General features: G+C 69.4%; 23 protein-coding genes. 3 read left to right on the plus strand and 20 right to left on the minus strand.

The features are described from left to right. The first annotated feature begins 87 nt into the window (after positions 1-87). Complete coding sequence (ahpC, locus tag J2852_RS17850; protein WP_209877977.1) at positions 88-651, plus strand: alkyl hydroperoxide reductase subunit C; 564 nt, start codon at positions 88-90, stop codon at positions 649-651. A gap of 170 nt (positions 652-821) precedes the next feature. Next, positions 822-2,402 (plus strand): alkyl hydroperoxide reductase subunit F, encoded by a 1,581-nt coding sequence (ahpF, locus tag J2852_RS17855; protein ID WP_209877979.1) that lies wholly within the window; start codon positions 822-824, stop codon positions 2,400-2,402. A gap of 72 nt (positions 2,403-2,474) precedes the next feature. Here ahpF and J2852_RS17860 read toward each other — a convergent pair whose 3' ends face one another. The 8 genes from J2852_RS17860 to J2852_RS17895 form a co-directional block, all read right to left on the minus strand. Further along, positions 2,475-2,750, minus strand: a complete 276-nt coding sequence (locus J2852_RS17860) for a hypothetical protein (RefSeq protein ID WP_209877981.1) — start codon at positions 2,748-2,750, stop codon at positions 2,475-2,477. Beyond that, complete coding sequence (locus J2852_RS17865) at positions 2,747-5,338, minus strand: chemotaxis protein CheA (RefSeq protein ID WP_209877983.1); 2,592 nt, start codon at positions 5,336-5,338, stop codon at positions 2,747-2,749. Before J2852_RS17865 ends, J2852_RS17860 begins: the two co-directional genes overlap by 4 nt. Beyond that, a complete protein-coding gene (locus tag J2852_RS17870) occupies positions 5,335-5,748 on the minus strand; it encodes a response regulator (protein WP_209877985.1) in 414 nt (137 codons plus the stop codon). Before J2852_RS17870 ends, J2852_RS17865 begins: the two co-directional genes overlap by 4 nt. Further along, positions 5,745-6,608, minus strand: coding sequence for a CheR family methyltransferase (locus J2852_RS17875; RefSeq protein ID WP_209877987.1), 864 nt, complete (start codon positions 6,606-6,608; stop codon positions 5,745-5,747). Before J2852_RS17875 ends, J2852_RS17870 begins: the two co-directional genes overlap by 4 nt. Positions 6,609-6,621: 13 nt before the next feature. After that, positions 6,622-7,212 (minus strand): HEAT repeat domain-containing protein, encoded by a 591-nt coding sequence (locus tag J2852_RS17880; protein ID WP_209877989.1) that lies wholly within the window; start codon positions 7,210-7,212, stop codon positions 6,622-6,624. 25 nt (positions 7,213-7,237) lie between these two features. Further along, positions 7,238-8,302, minus strand: coding sequence for a chemotaxis-specific protein-glutamate methyltransferase CheB (cheB, locus tag J2852_RS17885; protein ID WP_209877991.1), 1,065 nt, complete (start codon positions 8,300-8,302; stop codon positions 7,238-7,240). A 62-nt stretch (positions 8,303-8,364) separates the two neighbouring features. Beyond that, on the minus strand, positions 8,365-9,906 hold the full coding sequence (locus J2852_RS17890; RefSeq protein ID WP_209877993.1) for a chemotaxis protein CheW: 1,542 nt from the start codon (positions 9,904-9,906) through the stop codon (positions 8,365-8,367). 28 nt (positions 9,907-9,934) lie between these two features. Continuing rightward, complete coding sequence (locus J2852_RS17895; protein WP_209877995.1) at positions 9,935-11,863, minus strand: methyl-accepting chemotaxis protein; 1,929 nt, start codon at positions 11,861-11,863, stop codon at positions 9,935-9,937. A gap of 165 nt (positions 11,864-12,028) precedes the next feature. On the opposite strand from J2852_RS17895, the gene J2852_RS17900 reads away from it, so the two are divergent. Then, positions 12,029-12,433, plus strand: coding sequence for a bacteriohemerythrin (locus tag J2852_RS17900; protein WP_209877997.1), 405 nt, complete (start codon positions 12,029-12,031; stop codon positions 12,431-12,433). A gap of 6 nt (positions 12,434-12,439) precedes the next feature. On the opposite strand, the gene J2852_RS17905 is transcribed toward J2852_RS17900, so the two are convergent. From J2852_RS17905 to J2852_RS32090, 12 genes are read right to left on the minus strand one after another with little or no spacing between them, the layout of a single operon-like run. Further along, positions 12,440-14,365, minus strand: a complete 1,926-nt coding sequence (locus J2852_RS17905) for a hybrid sensor histidine kinase/response regulator (protein WP_209877999.1) — start codon at positions 14,363-14,365, stop codon at positions 12,440-12,442. Between the two features lie 8 nt (positions 14,366-14,373). Further along, positions 14,374-15,000 carry a chemotaxis protein CheX gene (locus J2852_RS17910; protein WP_209878001.1) on the minus strand — a complete coding sequence of 209 codons (627 nt, stop codon included), beginning with the start codon at positions 14,998-15,000 and terminating at the stop codon, positions 14,374-14,376. 7 nt (positions 15,001-15,007) lie between these two features. Then, positions 15,008-15,370, minus strand: coding sequence for a response regulator transcription factor (locus tag J2852_RS17915; protein WP_209878003.1), 363 nt, complete (start codon positions 15,368-15,370; stop codon positions 15,008-15,010). Between the two features lie 30 nt (positions 15,371-15,400). Then, a complete protein-coding gene (locus J2852_RS17920; RefSeq protein ID WP_209878004.1) occupies positions 15,401-16,429 on the minus strand; it encodes an ATP-binding protein in 1,029 nt (342 codons plus the stop codon). Beyond that, on the minus strand, positions 16,429-16,836 hold the full coding sequence (locus J2852_RS17925; protein WP_209878006.1) for an anti-sigma regulatory factor: 408 nt from the start codon (positions 16,834-16,836) through the stop codon (positions 16,429-16,431). The genes J2852_RS17920 and J2852_RS17925 overlap by 1 nt, the downstream gene beginning before the upstream one ends. Continuing rightward, on the minus strand, positions 16,833-17,198 hold the full coding sequence (locus J2852_RS17930) for an STAS domain-containing protein (protein WP_209878008.1): 366 nt from the start codon (positions 17,196-17,198) through the stop codon (positions 16,833-16,835). Before J2852_RS17930 ends, J2852_RS17925 begins: the two co-directional genes overlap by 4 nt. 3 nt (positions 17,199-17,201) lie before the next feature. Further along, a complete protein-coding gene (locus tag J2852_RS17935) occupies positions 17,202-18,035 on the minus strand; it encodes an STAS domain-containing protein (protein ID WP_209878010.1) in 834 nt (277 codons plus the stop codon). Positions 18,036-18,078: 43 nt separating this feature from the next. Beyond that, positions 18,079-18,465: a response regulator gene (locus J2852_RS17940; RefSeq protein ID WP_209878012.1), complete on the minus strand. Its 387-nt coding sequence runs from the start codon at positions 18,463-18,465 to the stop codon at positions 18,079-18,081. Continuing rightward, on the minus strand, positions 18,443-20,023 hold the full coding sequence (locus J2852_RS17945) for an ATP-binding protein (protein ID WP_209878014.1): 1,581 nt from the start codon (positions 20,021-20,023) through the stop codon (positions 18,443-18,445). Before J2852_RS17945 ends, J2852_RS17940 begins: the two co-directional genes overlap by 23 nt. Positions 20,024-20,027: 4 nt before the next feature. Beyond that, complete coding sequence (locus J2852_RS17950; protein ID WP_209878016.1) at positions 20,028-20,393, minus strand: hypothetical protein; 366 nt, start codon at positions 20,391-20,393, stop codon at positions 20,028-20,030. 9 nt (positions 20,394-20,402) lie between these two features. Further along, positions 20,403-20,771 carry a response regulator gene (locus tag J2852_RS17955; RefSeq protein ID WP_209878018.1) on the minus strand — a complete coding sequence of 123 codons (369 nt, stop codon included), beginning with the start codon at positions 20,769-20,771 and terminating at the stop codon, positions 20,403-20,405. A gap of 3 nt (positions 20,772-20,774) precedes the next feature. Continuing rightward, entirely contained in the window at positions 20,775-22,010 is a 1,236-nt protein-coding gene (locus tag J2852_RS32090) for a methyl-accepting chemotaxis protein (RefSeq protein ID WP_209878020.1), read from the minus strand. Positions 22,011-22,057 lie beyond the last annotated feature (47 nt).

Genomic DNA, 22,057 nt, shown 5'->3' on the forward strand with positions numbered 1-22,057 from the left:
GGTTCAGGGACCCGAAACGGTTCCTGCGTCACGAGCGGCATGCTTCGGCGGTTCAGCCCCTCTGCCCTTCAGCCCTGTGGAGACATCATGTCGTTGATCAACACTGAAATTAAGCCGTTCAAGGCGACCGCTTTCAAGAACGGCAAGTTCATTGAGGTTTCGGACGCCGACCTGAAGGGCAAGTGGTCCGTCGTTTTCTTCTATCCGGCCGACTTCACTTTCGTCTGCCCGACCGAGCTTGAGGATCTGGCCGACAACTACGGTGCGTTCCAGAAGCTCGGCGTCGAGATCTACAGCGTTTCGACCGACACGCATTTCTGCCACAAGGCTTGGCACGACACTTCGCCCGCCATCAAGAAGATCGAGTACACCATGGTCGGCGACCCGACGGGCACGATCTCCCGCAACTTCGAGGTCATGATCGAGGAAGTCGGTCTGGCCGATCGCGGCACCTTCGTGGTGGACCCGGACGGCAAGATCCAGATCGTCGAGATCACGGCCGGCGGCGTCGGCCGCAGCGCCACCGAGCTGCTGCGCAAGGTGAAGGCCGCCCAGTACGTCGCCGCCCATCCGGGCGAGGTCTGCCCGGCCAAGTGGGAAGAGGGTGAGAAGACCCTCGCCCCGTCGCTGGATCTGGTCGGCAAGATCTGATCCGGGCCGGGTTCCCCGGACCTCATCCACAGTCCTGTGGACGTATCCGGGCCCGGAATTTCCGGGCCCGGATCACGAAAGCCGTCAGAGCTTTCAAAAATACGCATTGCCCGGACCCGATGGCGCGCGCCGGGCTCACTTCGGATTTTCGAACCGGGAGAGCGGTCACCATGCTGGATGCCAACGTCAAGGGCCAGTTGAAGGCCTATTTCGAGCGAATCACGCAGCCCGTCGAACTCGTCGCCTCGCTCGACGACGGCGCGAAGTCGCAGGAAATGCTGGCGCTGCTTCAGGACATCGTGTCCGTCACCGACAAGATCACGCTGGTCCGCCGCGACGACGATCCCCGCAAGCCCTCGTTTGCGATCAACCGCGCCGGCACGGACATCGGCGTGCGCTTCGCCGGCCTGCCCATGGGGCATGAATTCAATTCCCTGATACTGGCGCTTCTCCAGGTCGGCGGCCACCCGCCGAAGGAGTCGCCGGAGGTCATCGAGCAGGTCAAGGCGCTGGACGGCGACTACCGCTTCGAGACCTACTTCTCGCTGTCCTGCCAGAACTGCCCCGATGTGGTGCAGGCGCTGAACCTGATGAGCGCGCTGAACCCGCGCATTAAGCACGTCGCCATCGACGGCGCCCTGTTCCAGGCCGAGGTCGAGCAGCGCCAGATCATGGCCGTGCCGTCGATCTTCCTGAACGGCGAGCCGTTCGGCCAGGGCCGCATGGGGCTGGAGCAGATCCTCGCCAAGCTCGACACCGGCGCCGCCGCGCGGGACGCTGAGAAGATCGCGAAGAAGGACGCCTTCGACGTGCTGGTGATCGGCGGCGGTCCGGCCGGTTCGGCGGCGGCGATCTACGCGGCGCGCAAGGGCATCCGCACCGGCGTGGCGGCCGAGCGCTTCGGCGGTCAGGTGCTGGACACCATGGCGATCGAGAACTTCATCTCGGTTTCGCACACCGAGGGGCCGAAGCTGGCCACCGCGCTGGAGCAGCACGTCAAGGACTATGACGTGGACATCATGAACCTCCAGCGCGCGGAAAAGCTGGTTCCGGCCTCCGCCCCCGGCGGCCTGCACGAGGTGGTTCTGGCCAACGGCGCCTCTCTGAAGGCCAAGACCGTGATCCTGTCCACCGGCGCCCGCTGGCGGCAGATGAACGTGCCCGGCGAGAACGAGTACCGGAACAAGGGCGTGGCCTATTGCCCGCACTGCGACGGCCCGCTGTTCAAGGGCAAGCGCGTGGCGGTCATCGGCGGCGGCAACTCCGGCGTCGAGGCGGCCATCGATCTGGCCGGCATCGTCGCCCACGTCACGCTGATCGAGTTCGACTCGGTGCTCCGGGCCGACGCCGTGCTCCAGCGCAAGCTCAACTCGCTGCCGAACGTGACGGTGCTCACCTCGGCCCAGACGACCGAGGTGAACGGCGACGGCGCCAAGGTGAACGGCCTGACCTACAAGGACCGCAACAGCGGCGCGGTGCACCGCATCGATCTGGAAGGCATCTTCGTGCAGATCGGCCTCGTCCCCAACACCGAGTGGTTGAAGGGCACGGTCGCCCTGAGCCCGCGCGGCGAGATCGAGGTGGACGCGCGCGGCGCGACCTCGGTGCCCGGCGTGTTCGCCGCCGGCGACGCGACCACGGTCCCGTACAAGCAGATCATCATCGCCATGGGCGAGGGCTCGAAGGCCGCGCTGTCCGCCTTCGACTTCCTCATCCGGTCGGTGCCGGTGGAACCGGCCGTCGCCGCCTGACGCGGATTGATGACACGAAACGAAACAGCCCGGCGTTGCGCCGGGCTGTTTTGCGTTAAAGCGGGAACGCCGCTATGCCGCCTGCTTCGGATTCACCTCCTCCGGAGCCGTGCCGTCCGGGGCACGCCCGTTGCGCAGCAGGCGGGCGAGCAGGGCGTCGGCCGGCGGGGTCAGGACGCGCGTGCGCGATGCGAGAAGAAGCTGAAGGACGGCCGTGTGGACCGAGCCGCACCCGCCCAGCTCCAGCGCCGCGTCTCCGCCGGCCTGGAGGGCTTCGAGCAGGGGCTCGGCGTCCTCCACCGGGCAATGGCCTTCCAGATGGATCACGCCGTTGTTCACGCGTATCATTCCAGAACCTCCTTCAGATTGAGCACGAGCAGGACCCGACCGTCCCCGAGCAGCGCCGTGCCCAGATAGTCGGGCAGGTCGGTCAGCGGTCCCTCCAGCGGTTTCACGATCACTTCCATGCCCTCGCCGAACGCTTCAATGGCGAGGCCGATCGGCTGCTTGTCCACATGCACGACCAGAACGGCGATCTCCTCGGCCTCCTCCTTGGGCGGCAGTGACAGCGCGCGGTCGAGATGCACGAGGGGGATGATGCGGTCGCGCAGGAGAAACGCCTCCTTGTCCTTGATCGCGACCACGTCGGAGCGGGGAATGCGCACCGTTTCGGCGATCTCGTCCATCGGAATGCCGAACTGGCTGCCCGACACCGACAGCGTCATCACCCGGGTGACCGCCATGCTGAGGGGCAGGTGCAGGCTGACCGTCGTTCCGGCGCCGATCCGGCTCGACACGTCGACGCGCCCGCCGGCCTTCTCGATGGTGGTCCTCACCGCGTCCATGCCGACGCCCCGGCCGCTCACGTCCGTGACCTCGGCCGCCGTCGAGAAGCCGGCGGCGAAGATCAGGTTCACCGCCTCCTCGTCCGTCAAGCGCCCGGCCGCCTCCTCGTCCAGCAGCCCCTTCTCCACCGCCTTGCGGCGCATCGCGGTCGGATCGATGCCGCGGCCGTCGTCGGCCACGCGAATGACCACTTGGTCGTTGTCCTGCGAGGCCGAGAGGGTGAGCGTCGCCGCCTCCGGCTTGCCCATGGCGTCCCGGTCGGTTTCGATGCCGTGGTCGAGGCTGTTGCGCACCAGATGCAGGATCGGTTCGAACAGGTTCTCGATGACCGTCTTGTCGGCCTGGGTGTCCTCGCCCTCGATGACCAGCTCGACGTGCTTGCCGAGCTTGCGGGAGAGATCGCGCACCAGCCGCGGGAAGCGCTGGAACACGGTCGACACCGGCAGCATGCGGACCTGCATGATGGAGTTGCGCAGCTCCAGCGCGATCCGGTCGATGACCGCGTGCTGCTCCTTGATCTCGCGCGCCATCTCGCGCGAGCCGTAGACGTTCTCCGCCCGCCGGGCCAGGAACGGGAGGCCGTTCTTCGCCACCACCAGCTCGCCGATGAGGTTCATCAGCGCGTCGATGCGCGACTGGTCGACGCGCAGCACGGTCGAGGCGCGCTCGTGCGCGGGGTCGTGCAGCGCCGGAACCGCCGCGAGCGAGGTCCCCGGCGTCGCCGCCTTTGGCCGCGCGGCGTCGGACGCCTTGGCGGGCTTCTTTCCGAGAATTTCCTCGATCGCCCGGACGAGAAGGGCGGCGTCCTTCGCCGCGAACGCCTTCTCGCCCGTGTCGGCGATCCGTTCCGCGTCCGCCCGCCGTCCGGCATAGCGGAGCGCCTTGGCCGCGAGCTTGGCGGCGGAGCCGATGCAGCCGCCGATCCACGCGTCGTTGCGCACGGAATGCAGCATCTCCATCTGCTCGTGCAGCAAGCGGACCACCGGGGACGGAAGATCCCCCTCCGCCTCGCTGGCGCCGCCGGCGTCCGCCGGGCCGGCCGGTTCCGGGACCGCCGGGCAGGTCCCCGTCGCGAAGGCCGTCACCAGACTGCCGATCACCGGGTTCGCCACCGTGGGGTTGGGCGCCAGCCGCGCGATCCAGCGCAGCACAGCGGCGTCCGCCGTTCCGTCGAAGGTGTCGAGCAGAGTCGCGGCGGCTTCCGCCAGCGACGCGCGGTCGCCGCGCTCGTGATGAGCGACGAGGGCGCCGCCCAGCTCCCGCGCCAGCGGATCGCCCACCGGCGATCCGGCGAAGCGCACCAGCTGCGCGGCCTCGAACTCGACGACCTCGGATTGGCTGTCGACGTAGCGCAGCAGGTGCCGCACCTCGTCCCGGGGGGCGGCGCTCAGCGCGCGGAAGCCGACGATACAGGAGAACGGGTCGGTTTCGGCGAGCGGCGACCACGCTGCCGGCTCCTCGACGTCCAGATAGAGCCCGTCCGGCAGCTGGCGGATCAGGGCGAACGGGTCGTCGCCCTTGAAGAAGCACTGCGTCTCCGGCCGGTAGGACACGGCCAGCAGGGGCGTGCCGGTCGCGGCGGCCCGCTCCACCGTGTCCAGAAGCACCGCCTCGGGAACCTCCCGCAGCCAGGACGGCAGGGCGGAGCCGGCGCCCTTCGCGGCCGTTTCCACCGGCGCCGCCGGCACTGGCCCACCAAGCCCAGATCCACCAAGCCAGGCGCGCAGGGCGGCGATGACCGGCGTGCCGCGTCCGGCGGCGTCGTCCGGCAGCAGTCCGGTGTTGTCGATGTGGTCGAGCCAGCCCGAGACGAGGTCCAGTGCGGCGAGCACCTGATCGAGCATCGCCGGGTCGAGCACCAGCCGGTGTTCGCGCAGCGCCACCAGCAGGTCCTCGCCCGCGTGCAGGACCGAGGTCAGCGCCGGGAACTCGAACAGGCCCGAAGACCCCTTCAGCGTGTGGACGGAACGGAACACGCCGTTCAGCAGGTCGGTGTTTCCGGGGGCGCGCTCAAGGCCGAGCAGCCCGTCGGTCGTGGCGCCGATCTGCTCGCGGGCTTCCACGAGGAATTGGGCGAGAAGCGGATTCATTCCCCGACGGCTCCCGTCATGATGCCCGCGAACAGGCGCAGGTCGTCCTCGCTGACCGGCTTCACGAGGTAGAGGTTGACGCCGGCGGCGCGCGCCGCCGCGATGTCCCGGTCACGGTCCAGCGTGCTGGTCATCAGCACGGGAAGGCAGGCGATCTCCTTGGTCTCGCGCAGCCGGTGGACGAAGGTGAGCCCGTCCATCTTCGGCATGTTCACGTCGACGACCACGAGGTCGTAGGGGCTGATCAGGGCCTTCTCCAGGCCCTCAATCCCGTTGAACGCCTCGTCCACGAGGAACCCGCCGGGTTCGAGCGCCTGGCGGTAGTAGGCCCGCACCAGCGCCGCGTCGTCGATGACGAGCAGGCGCTTGGCCGGTGCGGGCCGGATCGGGGTCACGTTGCCTTCGCTCATTTCGGCGGCCTCTGATAGACGATCGCGTCCGGAAAGCGCCGGACGTCGAACAGCGGAGAAATGCGGCTCATCGATTCGGAATGCCCGAGGCACACGAAGCCGCCCGGCGTCAGGCTGTTGAACATGCTCTCCGCCACCTCCCGCCGGGACACGTCGTCGAAGTAGATCAGCATGTTGCGGCAGAAGATGACGTCCACGTCGCTCACCGCCGCCATCTGCGCCTTGTCCGACGCGTTGATGCGGGTGAACTCGATGGACCCGCGCAACGATTCCACGATGCGCCACCGGTCGTCCGGCAGGCGCTGGAAATAGCGGTCCAGAATCCAGGCCGGCAGCTTCTGGACGGAGCGCGCGTCGTAGATTCCCTCGCGGGCGGTCGCGAGCACGCGCGTGTCGATGTCCGACGCGATGATCTCGACGTTGTGGTTGTCGACGTCCGGCCAGTTCTCCAGAAGCCAGATGGCGATGGAATAAGGCTCCTCGCCGGTGGAGCAGGGCAGCGACCAGATCCGCACCGGCTGGCCGGGGCGCTTGCGGCGCACGACCTCCGGCAGGATGGACGTGGCGAGGCAGGCGAACTGGTGTTCCTCGCGCCAGAAATAGGTTTCGTTGACCGTCAGGCTGTTGACGATCTCCTCCAGCTCCCGGCCTGTCGCGTCGAAGCGCAGCAGCGACAGGTAGGACTGCACGCTGGTGCAGCCGGTCTTCTCGACGTGGTCGAGGATGCGGCGGTCGATGAAGTACCGCTTGGCCTGGCCGTAGAACAGGCCGGTGCGCCGATAGATGAAGTCGCAGAAGCGGCTGAACTCCTCGTCCGTGACGCTTTCGGGTACGCTTCCGGTGGTCCTTGCGGTCGCCATGTCCGTCCGCCGTTCAGTCGGGCGGAAGCTGCGCGAGCGCGGCGTCCACCGAGAAGGTGAGGAAGGCGTTGCCCGGCATCCGCGCCTTCAGCGCGCGCAGGGCGGGGGGCGTGTCGGCGGTGCCGATGTCGGCCAGCACGTCCACGAAGGCGCAGCACACGTTGACCTCCGTCTCCTCGGCCAGCAGGCGTTCGATCGTCTGGGCGGCGGCGCCGCCGGCATGCCCACGGGCGATCTCCGCCGCGAGAATGCGGACCTGCGGGTCCGGGTCGCGGATCAGCACGTCGAAGAAGGGCAGGGCATCCGGCCCCAGATCCTTCAGGGCCTCGGCGGCGGCGAAGCGGCGCCCGGCATCGTCGGAGCGGAGCAGGGGAGCGAGCGCGGCGGCGGCGGCCGGTCCGCCGACGGCGACCAGATTGAGCACCAGCACTTCCAGGACGCGTGGGTCGGTCTCGACGGCGAGCCGGCCGGCGATGATCTCGATGGAGTCGGGGAAGGCCCGGCAGGCCCGCGCCGCCGTGCGGCGCGCGCCCGGGTCGGCCCCGTCGAGCGCCGCCAGCACGGCGACACGGTCGGCGGGTTCGGCGGCGGTCGGTTGGCGCATGGCGGAAGGTTTGACGAGGGGCATCTCAGCGGACCCATTTTTCGAGTTGCTCGGCGACGCGCTGAACGGGAAGGACGATATCCGCGCCGCCGCGCCGGATGAGGTCCTGGGGCATGCCCCACACGACGGCCGTGTCTTCCGATTCCGCGATGGTTCGGCCGCTGCGCGCGCGAAGTTCGGCCATCGCCTCGGCCCCGTCGTTCCCCATCCCTGTCAGCAGCACGCCGATCAGGCGCGACGGATCGACATGCTCCATGGCGCTCTGGACCATGCGGTCGACGCTTGGGTGCCACACATGCTTCGGAGAGGCCGGAGCTGGCAGCGCGACCAGCCCGGCCGGCCGGCGGGCGACCAGCATGTCGGCGTCCCCCCGGGCGATGTAGGCGGTGCCGGGATGAAGCGGCGTCGGGGCGTCCGCCTCGACCACCCGGATGCGGGAGGCCCCGTCGAGCCGGCGCGCCAGGACGCCGGTGAAGTTGGCGGGCATGTGCTGGCACACCAGGATGGGCCAGCGGAAGTCGGCGGGCAGAAGCGGCAGCACGCAGTCGAGCGCACCCGGACCGCCCGTCGACACGCCGATCAGCACCAGCCCCTTGGCCTCCCCGGCCCCGGCGGGCGGTGCCGCCTTGCGCGGCAGCACCTCCGCGATCGCGGCGTGCTGCCGGCGGATGCGCTGCGCGAGGTTGCGCGTGCGCATCCGCGCCTTCGAGGCCGCGCGCACCTTGGCGACCAGCTCCGCCTCGATCTTGTCGATGTTCAGGGAGACGGTGCCGTCCGGCTTCGGGATGAAGTCCACGGCGCCGAGTTCCAGCGCCTCCAGGGTGGCCATGGCGCCCTTGGAGGTCAGCGAGGACACCATCACCACCGGCCGGGGGCTTTCTGTCATGATGTGGCTGAGGCAGGTGAGCCCGTCCATCTCCGGCATGTTGACGTCGAGCGTCACCACGTCGGGCTGCTGGTCGCGCACGGCCGCCAGCGCCTCGGCCCCGTTGCGCGCGAAGGACACCTGGAAATCGCCCTGCGCATCGAAAATCCGGCCGAGGTGCCGCCGCATCAGGGCGGAGTCGTCGACGATAAGGAGCTTGATCATGGTATCCGTCGCTTTGGTTGGCGGGCGGGCCGTCTTGAGCCGGGGCCGCCCGCCCGCCGGGCTCAGTGCACGGTGGTTCCGCCGGCCTCGCCGACGGCGCTGACCTCGCTCGCGTCGAGCAGGTTGGCGACGTCGAGCAGCAGGATCATCCGCTTGCTCTTCTCAAGGTTGGCGACCCGGCCGATCAGGCGCGCCTGCTCGTCGGACAGCGACGGCGTCGGGCCGATGGCCGAGCGTGCGATCTTCAGCACCTCCGACACGCTGTCGACGATGAAGCCGGTGCGCACGCCGTTGATGGTGAAGACCATGATGCGCTGGCGGTCGTTGCGCTCGATCTCCGGCAGGTCGAAGCGGCGGCGCTGGTCGATGACCGGCAGAACCGCCCCGCGCAGGTTGACCACGCCTTCGATGAAGGACGCCGTCTTCGGCACGCGGGTGAGTTCGTCGGGAACGCGGACGATTTCGTTCACGCTGTCGATCGGCGCCCCGTATTCCTCGTTGCCGAGGCGGAAGACGACGAACTGCTCCTCCTCGTCCACCGTCGCGGACCGGCTCGCCGCCATGGCTTCGGCCATTCCCGTGCCCTCCTCCATTTCACTCGCGGCGGCGACCGCCTTGCGCACGGCGTCGTGCCGGAACAGATGCTCGGCCGACAGGATCGACACCAGGCGCTTGCCATTGTTGAGGCGGCAGATCGACTGGATCTCGCCGCGCCCGTCGCCGAGCATGTTCGGCAGCGGGTCGACGACGTCCTTGCGCACCCGCAGAACCTCGCGGACCGTGTCCATCACGACGCCGACCGAGTTGCGCTCGTCCAGCGGCACCACAACGATCTTGCTGCGCTCGTCCAGCTCGGCGTCCGGCAGCCGGAACATCGACCGCAGGCTGACCAGCGGCAGCAGGCGGTTGCGCAGGGTCATCACGCCCAGCACGTGCCGGTCGGTGCAGGGGATGCGGCTGATGCTTCCGGGCACCTGCACGATCTCCTGCACGCTTTCGATGCCGAGCGCGTATTCCTGCCGGGCCACCTCGAAGCTGACCAGCTGAAGCTCGTCGCTGGCCGCCTCGTCGGCGTCCGACGTCCGGGCGTCGGCGGCGCCGCCGGAGGAACGCTTCCGTTCCCGCGACACGCCCTCGTTGCGGATCAGGCGCGCCGGGTCGATGATCATGATCATCGCGTGCCCGTCCACGCCCTTGATCATCCCACGCAGCAGGTCGGTCTCCACCGTCGCCCCGAGGGACTCGGCGGGTTCGATCTGGTCGGGATCGACGGTGACCACGGCGGCCATGCGGTCGACCACGAAGCCGACGGGAACGCCCTGGTTGATGACGACGACGCGCGTGGCGTCGTCGTGCGGCCGGTCGGCGAACCGGAAGATCCGCCGCAGGCTGGTCACCGACATCACGGTGCCGCGCAGGTTGGCGATCCCTTCCAGGCTCTGTGGGCTTTTCGGGATGCCGACGACGTCGGGCATCCGGATGATCTCCTGGACCTCGGCCAGCGGCACCGCAAACATCTCGTCCTGGACGTAGAAGGTCACGTATTGCCGCGTGTCGCCGCCGATCCCGGTTTCGCCGCCATCGGCGGCGTTCACCATGGTCATGGGTCAGCCCTCCTGTTCACGGGTGGCCTCAATCGGCGGAGTTCTGGAGTTCGTCGGCCAGGCTGGCGATCTCCTCGACGGCGGCGGCCAGTTCCTCGGAACCACGGGCCTGCTGCTTGGCGGCGGTGGCGGCCTCGGACGCGGCGCGCGACGCCTCCTCGGCGGCGGCGGCGATCTGCTGCACGCCCTTCTTGGCCTCCTCCAGGGCGGACAGGATGGCGTCGGCGCCGTTGAGGATCACGTCGTTGCCCTCGACGACGACGGTCATGTCCCGCGTCGCGTTGGTGATGTTGAGGGTGATGGCCTTGTTCTTCTCGACCTCGGCCAGGGCGGAGGCGGCGATCTGTTCCAGGTCGCTGCGCACGGCGACGATCTGGTCCTGCGTGGCCTTGACCACGTCCTTGATGCGGTCGGCGTTCTCAGCGCTGTCGCGGGCCAGGTTGCGGATGTCGGTGGACACCACGGCGAAGCCCTTGCCGAACTCCCCGGCGCGCGCGGCCTCGATCGACCCGTTGACGGCCAGCATGTTGGTCTGCACCGCGACGGTGGAGATGGCGTCGACGATCTTGTCGATGCGGCGGCTGACCTGCTCCAGGTTGGTCATCAGCTGGTTGGACTTGCGGGTCTCCTCCAGCGCCTGGAGGACGCCGGCGATCAGCCCCTCGATGGCCTTATTGCTGTCGCCCAGCAGGGACGACATCCCCTGGGCGCGGTCGAGCGCGAGCCGGGCGTTGTCCTGCGACAGCTTGGCGCTGCGCTCGATCTGGGTGATGGCCGCCGAGGACTGCTGGGTGGCGGCGGACGACTGCTGCGCGCCCTTGGAGATTTGCTCGATGGCCGACATGATCTGGGCGGCGGCGCCGGAGATTTCCTGCACGGCGGCGGACAGCTCCTCGGCGGCGGAGGCCACCTCCTCGGCGCTCTTGGTGATGTCGGTGGAGTTCTTCAGCTCCTCGGCGATGGTCTGAAGCTCGCCGGAGGCGGTCTGCGACTGGCTCAGCGCGGCGGTCTGCTGGTCCACGGTGCGCAGCGCCTCGTCGCAGGCCGACGACTGCTCCTCGGCGGCGGCGGCGATGCTCTCGGAGCCCTTCTGGGCCTCCCGGGCGGCGCGCTCGGCTTCGACGGAGGCGCCGGAAATCTCGCTGGCGCCCTTGGCCAGCGACACCATGTCGCCGCGAATCTGCTCAAGCTGGATGGTGACGGTCCGGCCCTTCTCCACCTCACTCTTGGCGACCCCGGCGGCGCTGTTGATGCCGTCGGCGATCAGCTTGACCTCGGTCTGGATCTGGCCGACGAGGTTTTGGATGTCGCGGGCCGACTTCTCGGAGGTCTCGGCCAGCGTGCGCACCTCGTCGGCGACGACGGCGAAGCCCTTGCCGTGCTGTCCGGCGCGCGCGGCTTCGATGGCTGCGTTCAGCGCCAGCAGGTTGGTTTGGTCGGCGATGCGGGCGACCGCCTTGACGATCTCGCCGATGTCGGCGGCGCGCTTCTCCAGCTCGACCACCATGTCGACCGAGGCCAGCTGGCGTTCGGCGTTGGCGCCGATGCTGGTGACCGAGGCCGAGATCTGCTGGCCGACCTCGGCGAGCAGGGTCTGGAGCACGTCGGACTTCTGGCGGCTGATCTCGGCCCGTTCCTTGGCCTGGAGGATCTGCGAGGAAATGGAGGTGATCGCGGTCAGCGACTGCTGCGCGGCGCCGGAGGCTTCCTGGGCGCCGGTGGCGATCTGCTCCATGGACTTGCGCAGCTGCTCGGAGGCGGAGGCGGACTCGGAAATGCCGCTGGCCATCTGCGAGCTGGCCGAGGCGACCCGCTCGGCGACCTTCTGCTGGCGGGCGAAGGTGCGCGCGCGCTTGCGCTGTGCGTCTGCGACCGTGCTGCTGCGGGTGCCGTGCGTGGAAACGCCGTTGTTCGCGGCCGCCGGGGTGCCGACCTCCGCCTTCTTCACGAGTGCCATGTGATGCTCCGTTCGATCGGCTCGCCATACCTTGGCGGCCGGTCGAAACTGGCACCGCGCCGGATGCGGGTGTAGTTAGGGCGGACCCTATTAGGGTTGGCCCTACTTGGCGGGTGCCCTCAACCCGTCTATGGTGGCCTATGGTCGGCTGCTTCGAGGTTGGTTGTGGAACGCGCGTACCTGCAATGGACCCCGGAGATGTCCACCGGCAAGGCCGCCGTCGACGAGCAGCACCGGAAGCTCATCGAGGTGATCAACCGCCTCCTCGCGCGCTCGACCGGGCCGGACGGCCGGAACGAGGCGTTCTCCGCGCTGAAGGACCTGGACGAGTATGTGCGGGAGCATTTCGCGCAGGAGGAGCGCCACATGCTCGCGGTCCGGTTTCCGGGCTACGCCGCGCACAAGGCGGAGCATGATGAGATGCGCGCGACCGTCGCCACGCTGCGCGCGTCCATCCGTTCGGCCGAGAACGTGTTCGGAGCGACGGTCGCCATCCTGCCGCGCTGGCTCGAACGCCACCTGATGGGAGCGGACCGGGAGTTCGCGGCGTTCCTCAGCAGTGACGCGTGATGGCCTTCAGCGGCGGCCCACCTGCTCCAGGGCCGCCAGCATATGGTGGTCGAGATCGCGCCGGGTGAAGGGCTTGCGCAGGATCTCCGCCGGGCCGGCGAGATCGGCCTGTCCGGGCGCGAGTTCGTTGTAGCCGGACATCAGGACGACGGCCAGACGCGGCTGGAGCCGGCGGGCCTCCCGCGAGAGCACCACGCCCGACATCCCGTGCGGCAGCATGACATCGGCCAGGAGAAGGTCGGCTTCATCGTCGATGAGGAATTCAAGGGCGGCCATGGCGTCCTCCACCGCCGTGATCCTGTGCCCGCCGGAGCCGAGCATGGTCACGACCACCTCGCGCACCTGCGGATCGTCCTCGGCGACCAGGATGCGCAACGGCGGGAAGCGGGCGAGGAGCGCGGCGGCGTGTCCGCTATTTGAGGCGATTGGGTCGGAGGCGATGGGGTCGGGCGCGACGGCTTCCGCAGCGGAGGGCTCCTCCTCCACGGGCGAGCAGGGAAGGCGGAGGCTGGCCCGGGTGCCGGCACCCGGCATGCTGTCCAGCTCGAAGGCGCCGCCGGACTGGCGGGCGAACCCGTTCACCATGCTGAGGCCCAGCCCCGTGCCACGGCCGGGTCCCTTTGTGGTGAAGAAGGGCTCGCAGGCCCGGTCGAGGACGTCGGGCGTCATCCCGACGCCGGTGTCGGCGACGGTCAGGGTGCAGAACCCCTCGGGTCCGCTTTGGGCGCGCACCAGGACGCGCCCGCCGTTCGGCATAGCGTCCCGGGCGTTGATGAGGAGGTTGAGAAGGGCGTTCTGCAACTGCGCGCGGTCGGCGAGGACGCGCGGGTCGCCGGACGCGCACTCCACTTGGACGTCGATGTCCGCGCCGAGCGAGGGTATCGCCATGCGGACGGTTTCCGCGATCATGGTTCGGAGCTGGACCGGCTCCGGGCGGAGCGGCTGCCGGCGGGCGAAGGACAGCAAGCCGTCGGTCAGGTTGCGCCCACGATCCGCCGCCCGGACGATTTCGGCGGCGAGGCTGCGGATGTGGTCGGCGTTGGGGCCGGTGCCGGTGTCCTGCAACAGCTCCGCGTTGGCGCGCATGACCATGAGCAGGTTGTTGAACTCGTGGGCGATCCCGCCGGTCAGCTGCCCGAGCGCCTGCATCCTCTGGGACCGGCGCAGCTCCTCGACGGCCTGGTTGCGCTCGGTCACGTCGCGAATGAACAGCGTGTAGTAGCGCAGGCCGCCGCCGATCCAGCTTCCGGTCGTGATTTCCGCGTCGAACTCCCGGCCTTCCGCGCCGACCGCGCGCATTTCGACCAGGGGCGCGCCAAGGCGGCCCGGATCCTCCAGGCCCGGCAGCAGGGTGCCGATGGGAAGCCCCAGCGCCGCGTCCTGCGCCAAGCCGAACCGGACCTCGGAGATCGGGTTCATGCCCTGGATCAGGCCGCCTTCGTCGACGGTGACAAAGCAGTCCTGCGCGGCTTCGACGATGGCGTGATAGCGGGCGTTGCGCTGGACGCGCAGCTTCCGCTCGCGCTCCACGGCGTAGGTCTGGTCATGGATCTGGATGAGGCAGCCGCACCCGGCGCCGATCTTGACCGGGCGCACGATGATGGACTGGGCGACGAGTTCCTCGCCCTGGTTGTCGGCCCGCATCAGCGGAAGCAGGCTTGCGTTCACATGGTGGGACAGGACCGCCGACAGGCCGGTGTCGATCGCCTCCCGCACGGCGCCGGCAAGGCGTCCGCCCTGCGCTTCGGGAAACAGCTCGCAAAGTTCGCTGCCGATGGCCAGCCGCCGTGGAATGCCCGAGTGGCGGCTCATCCACGAGTTCCAGTGGACGATCCTCCGGCCGCCGTCGAGGATGACGATGCCGAGGTCGAGTCCCTCCAGACAGTGCAGGAGCGCATCGGCGGTCGGCGCGGGGGAACAGGGTTCGGCCATGCCGCGCCTCACCCTCCGGCGCCGCGGCTGAGCGACGCGATGTAGCGGTCGATGGCCTGCCGGAGGTTGGCGATGGCGTTGAGGTCGAGCAGGAGCACGATGTAGCCGCCGATGTCCCGTTCGCGGATCGAGAAGTCGATGGAGGTGAACAGGATTCTGGCATCGCCGTCATGGCGGATGGTGCGGTGGAAGATCTGGTCGGCCGTGCCCTGGTAGCAGGTGGGAAGCGTCGCCTCGATGCGGCAGGCCAGCATGTTGGCCATGCCCGACAGGCAGCTGTTCAGGATCACGTTTCCGACTTCGGCCATCGCCTCCTCGGCCATGTCCATAACCTCCTCCAGCGGGATCCGCTCGCCGAGGATCGCGTGCACCAGACGCAGGCTGCGGGTTTCCGGAAAGACGAGCAGCGCGCTGCCGGAAAAGGGGCCGCTGAACCGCTCGCCGACGGCGACCAGCGGCGACGGCGTTCCGCCGCCGAGCGCGGCCAGCGCCTCGTCGCGCGAGAGGATGCGGAGCACGGGAATCGACATGGAGACCGGTCGGTCGACCATCCGGCTCAGCGCCACCGCCGCCCGGCTGACGGAAACGTTCAGCAGTTCGGTGATCGCGTCCTGCTCCATTTCGCTCAAGCACATGGTCGTCTCACCTCGCGGACAGAAACGTCTGGAGGTCGCGGCGCCGCACCGGCTTCGGAATCAGGGGGACACCGATGATCCGTGCCTCCGCGACGATGGCATCCTGTGCGTTCGCGGTCACCAGCGCAACGCCCGTCTTCGGGAAGCGCGCGCGGATGACGGTGGCGGCGGCGAGGCCGTCCATGCCGGGCATGTTGTAGTCCATGAGCACGGCATCGAACGTCTCGTGCTCAAGTAGGCCGAGCGCGCTCTCCGCGTCGGGCGCCTCGCGCACGTCCGCGTCGGCGCCGAGGTCTTGAAGCTCCGCACGCAGGGCCATCCGCGCGAGCTTGCTGTCGTCGACCAGAAGAATGCGTGTCTGAGCCGTCATCGTGCTGTCCTCGTTGGGCATTGAAACCAGTTACGCGGGCGTCCGTCGCGCATTCCGCAGGACGATCACCGTCTGGTCGTCGACACGCGCGCCGCCGTCGCGCAGCAGCACCGCGGCGGCCAGAGCGGGATCGACGTGCCGCAGGCGCCGCTCCAGGAAGAGTTCGGCGAGCCGGGCGCAGCCGTCGCTGTGCAGGACAAGGTGATCGCCCGGCCCCCAGGACTCGCTGGCGGTCGGCGGCGGCGCACCGTTGTAGCCCACGACGCCCCAGCGTCCTGACAGGGCTGATGTTGTCGTGGCCATCGCGCCGCTTCGGCGGATGATGGTCATGGCGATGTTGCCGACGGACGAATGGTCGATGCGCCCTTCGGTGAGACGCAGGACCGCCGCGACGGCGCCCCGCGTGCCCTTCAGCGCCTCGTGCATGGCCGCGAGCACCGTCTGCGGATCGTCGCCGTGGGCGGCTGCCCCGGCGACCGCCTCCGCCCGGCGGGCCGCGATGGAGGCCGCCTCGCCATGCCCGAGGCCGTCCAAGGCAACGACAAAGCCGTCGGGGCGCACGAGCCAGCCGTCGCCGCAGTGCTCGCCGCCGGACATCGCGAGCATGACGGCGCCCCACGCGAAGGGCGGCCCCTTCTCCCCGGGCCCCCGCGCCAGGACGTGGGACAGGACGGCGGTGCCGACCCCCGCCTCGGAATGGATGTCGAACCGTTCGGACAGGCGGCGCACCGCGCCGAGGCCGTAACCCAGCCCCAGGCCGGCGCGCGGCTCGGGGTCGGTCCGGTCGGCCAGAGCCGCGCCGAGGTCGGCGATGCCCGGCCCCTGGTCGAGGGCGATGCATTCAACTCCGGCGGGCCGCTCCAGCCGCCGCAGCAGGATGGCCCCGCCGGCCTTGGCGTGGCGGAGCAGGTTCGTCGCGAGTTCGGAGACGACGAGTTGGACCCGTCCGGCGACCTCCTCGTCGAGCGCCCCCGACAGATCGGCGGCGACGCCGCGCACCGCCGTCAGGTCGGCCTGTTCGGCCACCCGGACGCGGTGGTGGCAGTGCGCGGGCAGCATCAGCGCCGCCACAGCACGAACACGACGCGCGTACCGATGCCCGGCTTCGAATCGATGAAGAACTCGTGCGCGAGGCGCTTGGCGCCGGGCAGGCCGAGCCCCATGCCCTTGCCGGTGCTGTAGCCGTCCTGCATGGCCCGCTCCAGATCGGAAATGCCGGGACCGCCGTCCTCGAAGGTCAGCCGAAGGCCCCGGCGCCCGGCCCCGGCGGAGTGCTCGATGGTCACCTTGCCATCCCACGCGTACAGCACGATGTTGCGCGCCAGCTCGCTGGCCGCGGTCATCAGCTTGGTCTGATCCACCAGCCCGAACCCGAGTGACCGCCCGGCCTCGTCCACCGCCCGCCGCACGGCGGGGAGGCTCGCTTCGTCGTCGATGCGCAGGGTCTGAGGGACCTGTTCCGTCACATGCGCCTGCCCGCGCGGACGCGGAGACCCGCGAGGCCGTGCTCGATGCTGAGGGCGGTCGCGACGCCACCGAGATCCATACCGAGCTCCACCATGGTGATTGCCACCTCCGGCCGCATGCCGACCACGACGGGTTCGGCGCCGAGCAGTCTGACGGCACCCGCCAGACTGCCCAGCACCCGGCCAAGGAAGGAATCGATGATCCGGGCGTTCGACACGTCGATCAGCACCGCGCGGGCGGCCAGTTCGACGAGGCGCGCGCCGACCTGTTCCACCAGGCGTTCGGCGGTGCCGTCGTCGGTCACCGCCGGCAGGGTGACCACCAGGACGCCGTTGATGGAGATGATGTGCACGTCCGCCATGCGTCAGGACCCACGGACGACCGACAGGTTCAGCCGGTCGAAGCAGTAGCGCAGGCCTTCGGCCAGCGAGAAGCGGGTTGCGATGTTCGACAGGTTGATCCCGAGTGCGACCATCACCTGGGCGATCGCCGGGCGGATGCCGGTGATGACGCACTCGGCGCCCATCAGCCTGGCCGCCGCCACGGTCTTCGCCAGATGCTGGGCGGTCTGGGTGTCCACCGTCGGGACGCCGCTGATGTCGAGCAGAGCGTAGCGCGACCCGGTCCGCGCGATCTCGGACAGCAGCTTCTCGGTGATCGCCTGGGCGCGGGTGGAGTCGAGCGTGCCGATGATCGGCAGCGACAGAATGCCTTCCCACAGGGGGACGACCGGCACGGACAGGTCGAGCAGTTCCTGACTCTGGCGGCGGATGATCTGCTCCCGGCGTCCGATGAAGGCGTCCATGGAGTGCAGCCCCATGGCGTCGATCAGCTTGTGCAGCCCGACGACGGTCGGCGCGGTGTTCTCGTACCGCTCGTTCAGGACGTGTTTGAGGCTGAAGACGAAGGTTGCCGTCTGCGACGGCGTCAGGCCGCGCTCGGCGAACTCGACGGACAGGGCCGACAGCAGGCTTTGCAGGTCATCCGACAGCGTGGTCCGGCCGCTCTCCAGAGCTTCCACCAGACCGTCGAAGAGGCTGGAGCAAAACTCCACAACCGTGCGCCGGTCGATGTGCGGAGCCCGCAGTTCGCGGTCCAGATACTCGTTCCAGGCGCGCAGCGTCTCCTGGCGGTCCCGCCGCAGCAGGGCCGGGGCCGGTTCGGTGCCGGTATCAGTGTGGGTGTCGGTGTCGAGCATGAGACGAATCCTTGTCGGGACGGGCGGCGCACTATCGCGACGGTCATGCGCCCGGTGCCGCTGTCATGTCGGTGACGACGGCGATGAGTTCGTGGCGCTGGAACGGCTTGAAGAGGATCCGGTCGGCGCCGAAATCGGCGCCGTCCCGCGCGAGCTGGTCGGGCGTGACGCTGCCGTTCGGCGCCCCTCCGGTGATGGCGAGGAAGCCGGTGCCGGGGGCGATGCGGCGCCCTTCGGCGATGACCGAGCTTCCGAGGGTGCCGGGCATCCAGATGTCGGTGACGACCAGATCGATGCCGCCGCGCCGGAGCGCGGCCAAGCCGTCCTCGCCGTTGGTGGCGCATTGGACCGCGTGCCCGGCGCCCTCCAGCACGATCCGGAGCGACAGCATCACCGAAGGGACGTCCTCAATGACGAGTATGGTGGACATGATGGTCGTCTTCCTTGGGGATCTCTTGGGGCTTGGGGGTTTCTCGGGGCTTCGCGTCTTCTTGGGGCGCCTCGGGCAGCAGCACCGACGCCGTGGTGCCGCGTCCGGGCGCGCTGTCGAGGATGATCTCCCCGCCCATCTCCTTGACCAAGCCGTAGGCGACGGACAGGCCGAGCCCGGTGCCCTGGCCGACGGGCTTGGTGGTGAAAAAGGGCTCGAAGGCCCGCTCGACGGTCTTGCGGTCCATGCCGCTGCCGGTGTCGACGACGTCGATCCGGGCGGATCGCCAGGCTTGCGGGGCGCCGTCCGGCGGATGGGCGCGCAGGACGATTTGGATGACCCCGGCGCCTGCCATGGCCGCCGCCGCGTTCCCGGCCAGATTGAGGAGCACCTGGGTGAACGCGGTCCGGTCGGCCCGCACCGCGATGCCGCCGTCCCGGATGTCGAGTTCCGTGAGGATGCCCGGCCCGACGGCCTTGCGGACGAGCACCAGCGCGTCCCGCAGAAGATCGTCGGCCAGCAGTCGCTCGGCCCGGCGGCTGCCCGGCCGCGAGAAGGCCAGCAGGTCGCCGATGATGCGCCGGGCGCTGAGCGCGCAGTTCAGGACGACGTCGAGGTAGGCGCGGTCGGCGTCCCCGGAATGCCGGGCGATCAGCTCCTCGGTCAACAGCGTGACCGGCTGGAGCAGGTTGTTGATCTCGTGGGCGACACCGCCCATCATTCGCCCCATTGCTTCGATGCGCTGGCGCTGGCGTTCGGCATCCTCGCGCCGCGCCTCGTCGGTGATGTCGGCTTGCAGCCCCAGATAGGCGGTCAGCGCGCCCTGCTCGTCGTGGATCGGCGCAAGCACCAGACGGTTCAGGAAGGCGGTTCCGTCCTTGCGGTAGTTGACCAGCCGAATCTCCGCCTGAACGCCGGCGGCGACCGTTTCGCGGATGGCCTGGACGACCGCCGGATCGGTGTTCGGCCCCTGGAGGAAACGGCAGTTCCTTCCGAGCACCTCGTCGCGGCCGTAGCCGGTCAGGGTTTCGAACGTCCGGTTGGCGTAGATGAGCGGCAGATCCGGCAGACGGCCGTTGGAGACGGTGATGCTGATCGGGCAGGCGTCGATGACGGCCAGCAGCATCTCGCGTTCCCGCAGGGTGTCGGACAGGCGATCCTCGAACCGGTGGCGGGCGGTGACGTCGTGCAGCGTGCCGACGATTCGCGCGGGATGCCCGTCCTCCCCCATGTCGACGTTGGCGTCGCAGTAGAGGAAGGTCACCCGCCCGTCCGCCGGGCTGATGCGGAATTCGCCGCCGCGGGCCGTCCCCTGGCCCGGACGGAAGACGCCGAGGAAGCTTTCGCGGTCTTCGGCGAGCACCGCGTCCGCCACGGCGTCGAGGCCACGGCTGTCCAGATCGCGGATGCCGAAATGGGTGCCGACCCATTCGAGGGTCCCGGCGAGGCCCAGGGTCCCCGCGAGGGTTTGCGGATCGCGCGGCCGGTCCGGGACATAGTCGAAAAAGGCGATCCGCGCGCTTTGCAGTGCTCGCGTCAGGGACTCGGCGTGGGCCATGGCCTCACTCCGCCGCCGCCGCGAGCGCCACCGCGTGGACGGTGCGCTGGGCCTCCGTGACGTACAGCTCCGGCAGCCGGTCGGTGTCGATGCCGTCGGGCAGGAGGGAGAGCGCCTGGACGACCGCCGCCATCATCTGCCGGATGAGGTCGTGTTCCTGGGCCTGGGCGAAGAGGAGGCTGTCCAGCGCGTCCTGCAACGCGGTGGCCGCGCCGCCGCCGTCCGCCGCCATCTCCGCCGCCACCGTCGCCTCCAGCTGGCCGAGGGTGGCGATCAGGGTGCCGCTGGCCGTCTCGAAGCGGGCCTGCACCTCCGTCAGTTGGGCCGCCAGCACGCGGCAGACCCTGGCGCAGTCCTCGTGGTCCTGCATTTGGATGCCTCACGCGGGCAGAAGCTGCTTGATGGTCTTGATGAGGTCGTCGGGCTGGGTCGGCTTGGTCAGCCAGCCGGACGCTCCCGCTGAGCGCGCCTCGGTCTGCTTGCCGGCCACCGACTCCGTGGTCAGGACGACGATGGGGACGAAGCGGGTGGGGGCGAGCTTCCGCACCTCCTTGATGAAGGTGACGCCGTCCATGACCGGCATGTTCAGGTCGGTGAGGATCAGGTTGGGCTTCATTCCGGCCTTGAGCTTGTCCATCCCTTCCTTGCCGTTCGCCGCCGTCTCGACGGTGTAGCCGGATTTGCTCAGGATGCGGGACAGGCTCATCACCATGGTGGGGGAGTCGTCGAGCACGAGGATCGTGTTCATCGGTCAGGCTTTCTTCTGGAAGTCCGTGGCGTTCGCCATCGGAACGGCGATGGCCGTGGCGTCGACCGCCATGCCGGAACCGACCTGCTGGAGGCGGTCGCGGAGGCTGTGCATGTGGGATTCGACCTCGTTGGCGGTGTCGAGCACGAGTTCGGAGAGCATGCCGCTGTTCGCGGCGATCTGCGCGGCCTCGCGGATCTCGCGCGACAGGCTGAAGACGGCCTCGCGCATCTGGCCCAGGCTGCCCGAAACGTCACGGGCGAGCGATTCCTGCCCGTGCACGGCGGTGGCGATGCGCTGGCTGGCGGCGTCCGCCTGGGCGATGGTGGCGACGAGGTCGCGCAGGGCCTGGACCGAGGCGTCCGTGGTCTCGCGCATGGAGGCGATGCGGCCGCTGATGGTCTGTGTGGCGTCCGCCGTCTGGTGGGCGAGTTGCTTCACCTCGTCGGCGACGACGGCGAAGCCCTTGCCCGCCGATCCCGCGCGGGCCGCCTCGATGGTGGCGTTGAGGGCGAGCATGCGGGTCTGGCGGGCGATGTCGCCGATCAGGCCGACGGTTTCGCCCACCTCCTGCGCCAGGGCGGCCATGGTGTCGACGCAGCGGCGGGTCGCCTCGGCCCGGCCGGTGGCTTCCCGGACGACCTCCACCGTGCCCTCGACCTCGCCGACGATCACGCCGATGGCGTCCGTCAGGCCTTCGCCGATGCTGCCCAGGCGCCCGATGCACTGCTCGGCGGCGGCCGCTCCGTCCATCGACCGGCGGAACTGGTCGTTGGCCTGGTTCGCGGCGGCGGCCATCTCGGCGGCCATCTCGCGCATCTGGCTGTTTTCCTGGACGACTGCGGCGACCGAGGTGTCAACCTGCTCGACGATCACCGATCCGAACAGGCTCATGGCCGTCCGCAAATCCTGGGGGGTGCCTCCCGGCTGCGCGGCGTGCGCGGGTGGCGCTGCCGTGTCGGAGGCGGACGGAACCACCGTTCCCGGGGCGGGACGGGAGACCGTTTCGGCGCTGGCGACCGCTTCGGCGGGGTCGTCCGACGCCCTGCGGAGGAGCGCCACGCCCAATGCCGCGACGGCCACGACGGCCAGCGACCGCACCTGCCAGGGAAGGTCGGTGCCCGCCAGCGCGCCCAGACAGACGACGCCGGCCGCCGCCAGCAGAGAGCGCAACCGGATCTGTGGAAGCAGCGTCCGGCCGCCGGTCGTGTCGAGGTCGGCGACTGCCGCCATTGTCATGCCCCCGGTTGTATCCTTCAGGCAATGGTGGCATCGCCCGCTTGGCC

This window comes from Azospirillum soli (assembly GCF_017876165.1).
Classification (GTDB): Bacteria; Pseudomonadota; Alphaproteobacteria; order Azospirillales; family Azospirillaceae; genus Azospirillum; species Azospirillum soli.

Excerpts from the sequence above, each read along its gene's own strand:
- ahpC (WP_209877977.1), top strand. The coding sequence starts at position 88 with ATGTCGTTGATCAACACTGAAATTAAGCCGTTCAAGGCGACCGCTTTC.
- ahpF (WP_209877979.1), top strand. The coding sequence starts at position 822 with ATGCTGGATGCCAACGTCAAGGGCCAGTTGAAGGCCTATTTCGAGCGA.
- J2852_RS17860 (WP_209877981.1), bottom strand. The coding sequence starts at position 2,750 with ATGATACGCGTGAACAACGGCGTGATCCATCTGGAAGGCCATTGCCCG.
- J2852_RS17865 (WP_209877983.1), bottom strand. The coding sequence starts at position 5,338 with ATGAATCCGCTTCTCGCCCAATTCCTCGTGGAAGCCCGCGAGCAGATC.
- J2852_RS17870 (WP_209877985.1), bottom strand. The coding sequence starts at position 5,748 with ATGAGCGAAGGCAACGTGACCCCGATCCGGCCCGCACCGGCCAAGCGC.
- J2852_RS17875 (WP_209877987.1), bottom strand. The coding sequence starts at position 6,608 with ATGGCGACCGCAAGGACCACCGGAAGCGTACCCGAAAGCGTCACGGAC.
- J2852_RS17880 (WP_209877989.1), bottom strand. The coding sequence starts at position 7,212 with ATGCGCCAACCGACCGCCGCCGAACCCGCCGACCGTGTCGCCGTGCTG.
- cheB (WP_209877991.1), bottom strand. The coding sequence starts at position 8,302 with ATGATCAAGCTCCTTATCGTCGACGACTCCGCCCTGATGCGGCGGCAC.
- J2852_RS17890 (WP_209877993.1), bottom strand. The coding sequence starts at position 9,906 with ATGACCATGGTGAACGCCGCCGATGGCGGCGAAACCGGGATCGGCGGC.
- J2852_RS17895 (WP_209877995.1), bottom strand. The coding sequence starts at position 11,863 with ATGGCACTCGTGAAGAAGGCGGAGGTCGGCACCCCGGCGGCCGCGAAC.
- J2852_RS17905 (WP_209877999.1), bottom strand. The coding sequence starts at position 14,365 with ATGGCCGAACCCTGTTCCCCCGCGCCGACCGCCGATGCGCTCCTGCAC.
- J2852_RS17910 (WP_209878001.1), bottom strand. The coding sequence starts at position 15,000 with ATGTGCTTGAGCGAAATGGAGCAGGACGCGATCACCGAACTGCTGAAC.
- J2852_RS17915 (WP_209878003.1), bottom strand. The coding sequence starts at position 15,370 with ATGACGGCTCAGACACGCATTCTTCTGGTCGACGACAGCAAGCTCGCG.
- J2852_RS17920 (WP_209878004.1), bottom strand. The coding sequence starts at position 16,429 with ATGCTGCCCGCGCACTGCCACCACCGCGTCCGGGTGGCCGAACAGGCC.
- J2852_RS17930 (WP_209878008.1), bottom strand. The coding sequence starts at position 17,198 with ATGGCGGACGTGCACATCATCTCCATCAACGGCGTCCTGGTGGTCACC.
- J2852_RS17935 (WP_209878010.1), bottom strand. The coding sequence starts at position 18,035 with ATGCTCGACACCGACACCCACACTGATACCGGCACCGAACCGGCCCCG.
- J2852_RS17940 (WP_209878012.1), bottom strand. The coding sequence starts at position 18,465 with ATGTCCACCATACTCGTCATTGAGGACGTCCCTTCGGTGATGCTGTCG.
- J2852_RS17945 (WP_209878014.1), bottom strand. The coding sequence starts at position 20,023 with ATGGCCCACGCCGAGTCCCTGACGCGAGCACTGCAAAGCGCGCGGATC.
- J2852_RS17950 (WP_209878016.1), bottom strand. The coding sequence starts at position 20,393 with ATGCAGGACCACGAGGACTGCGCCAGGGTCTGCCGCGTGCTGGCGGCC.
- J2852_RS17955 (WP_209878018.1), bottom strand. The coding sequence starts at position 20,771 with ATGAACACGATCCTCGTGCTCGACGACTCCCCCACCATGGTGATGAGC.
- J2852_RS32090 (WP_209878020.1), bottom strand. The coding sequence starts at position 22,010 with ATGACAATGGCGGCAGTCGCCGACCTCGACACGACCGGCGGCCGGACG.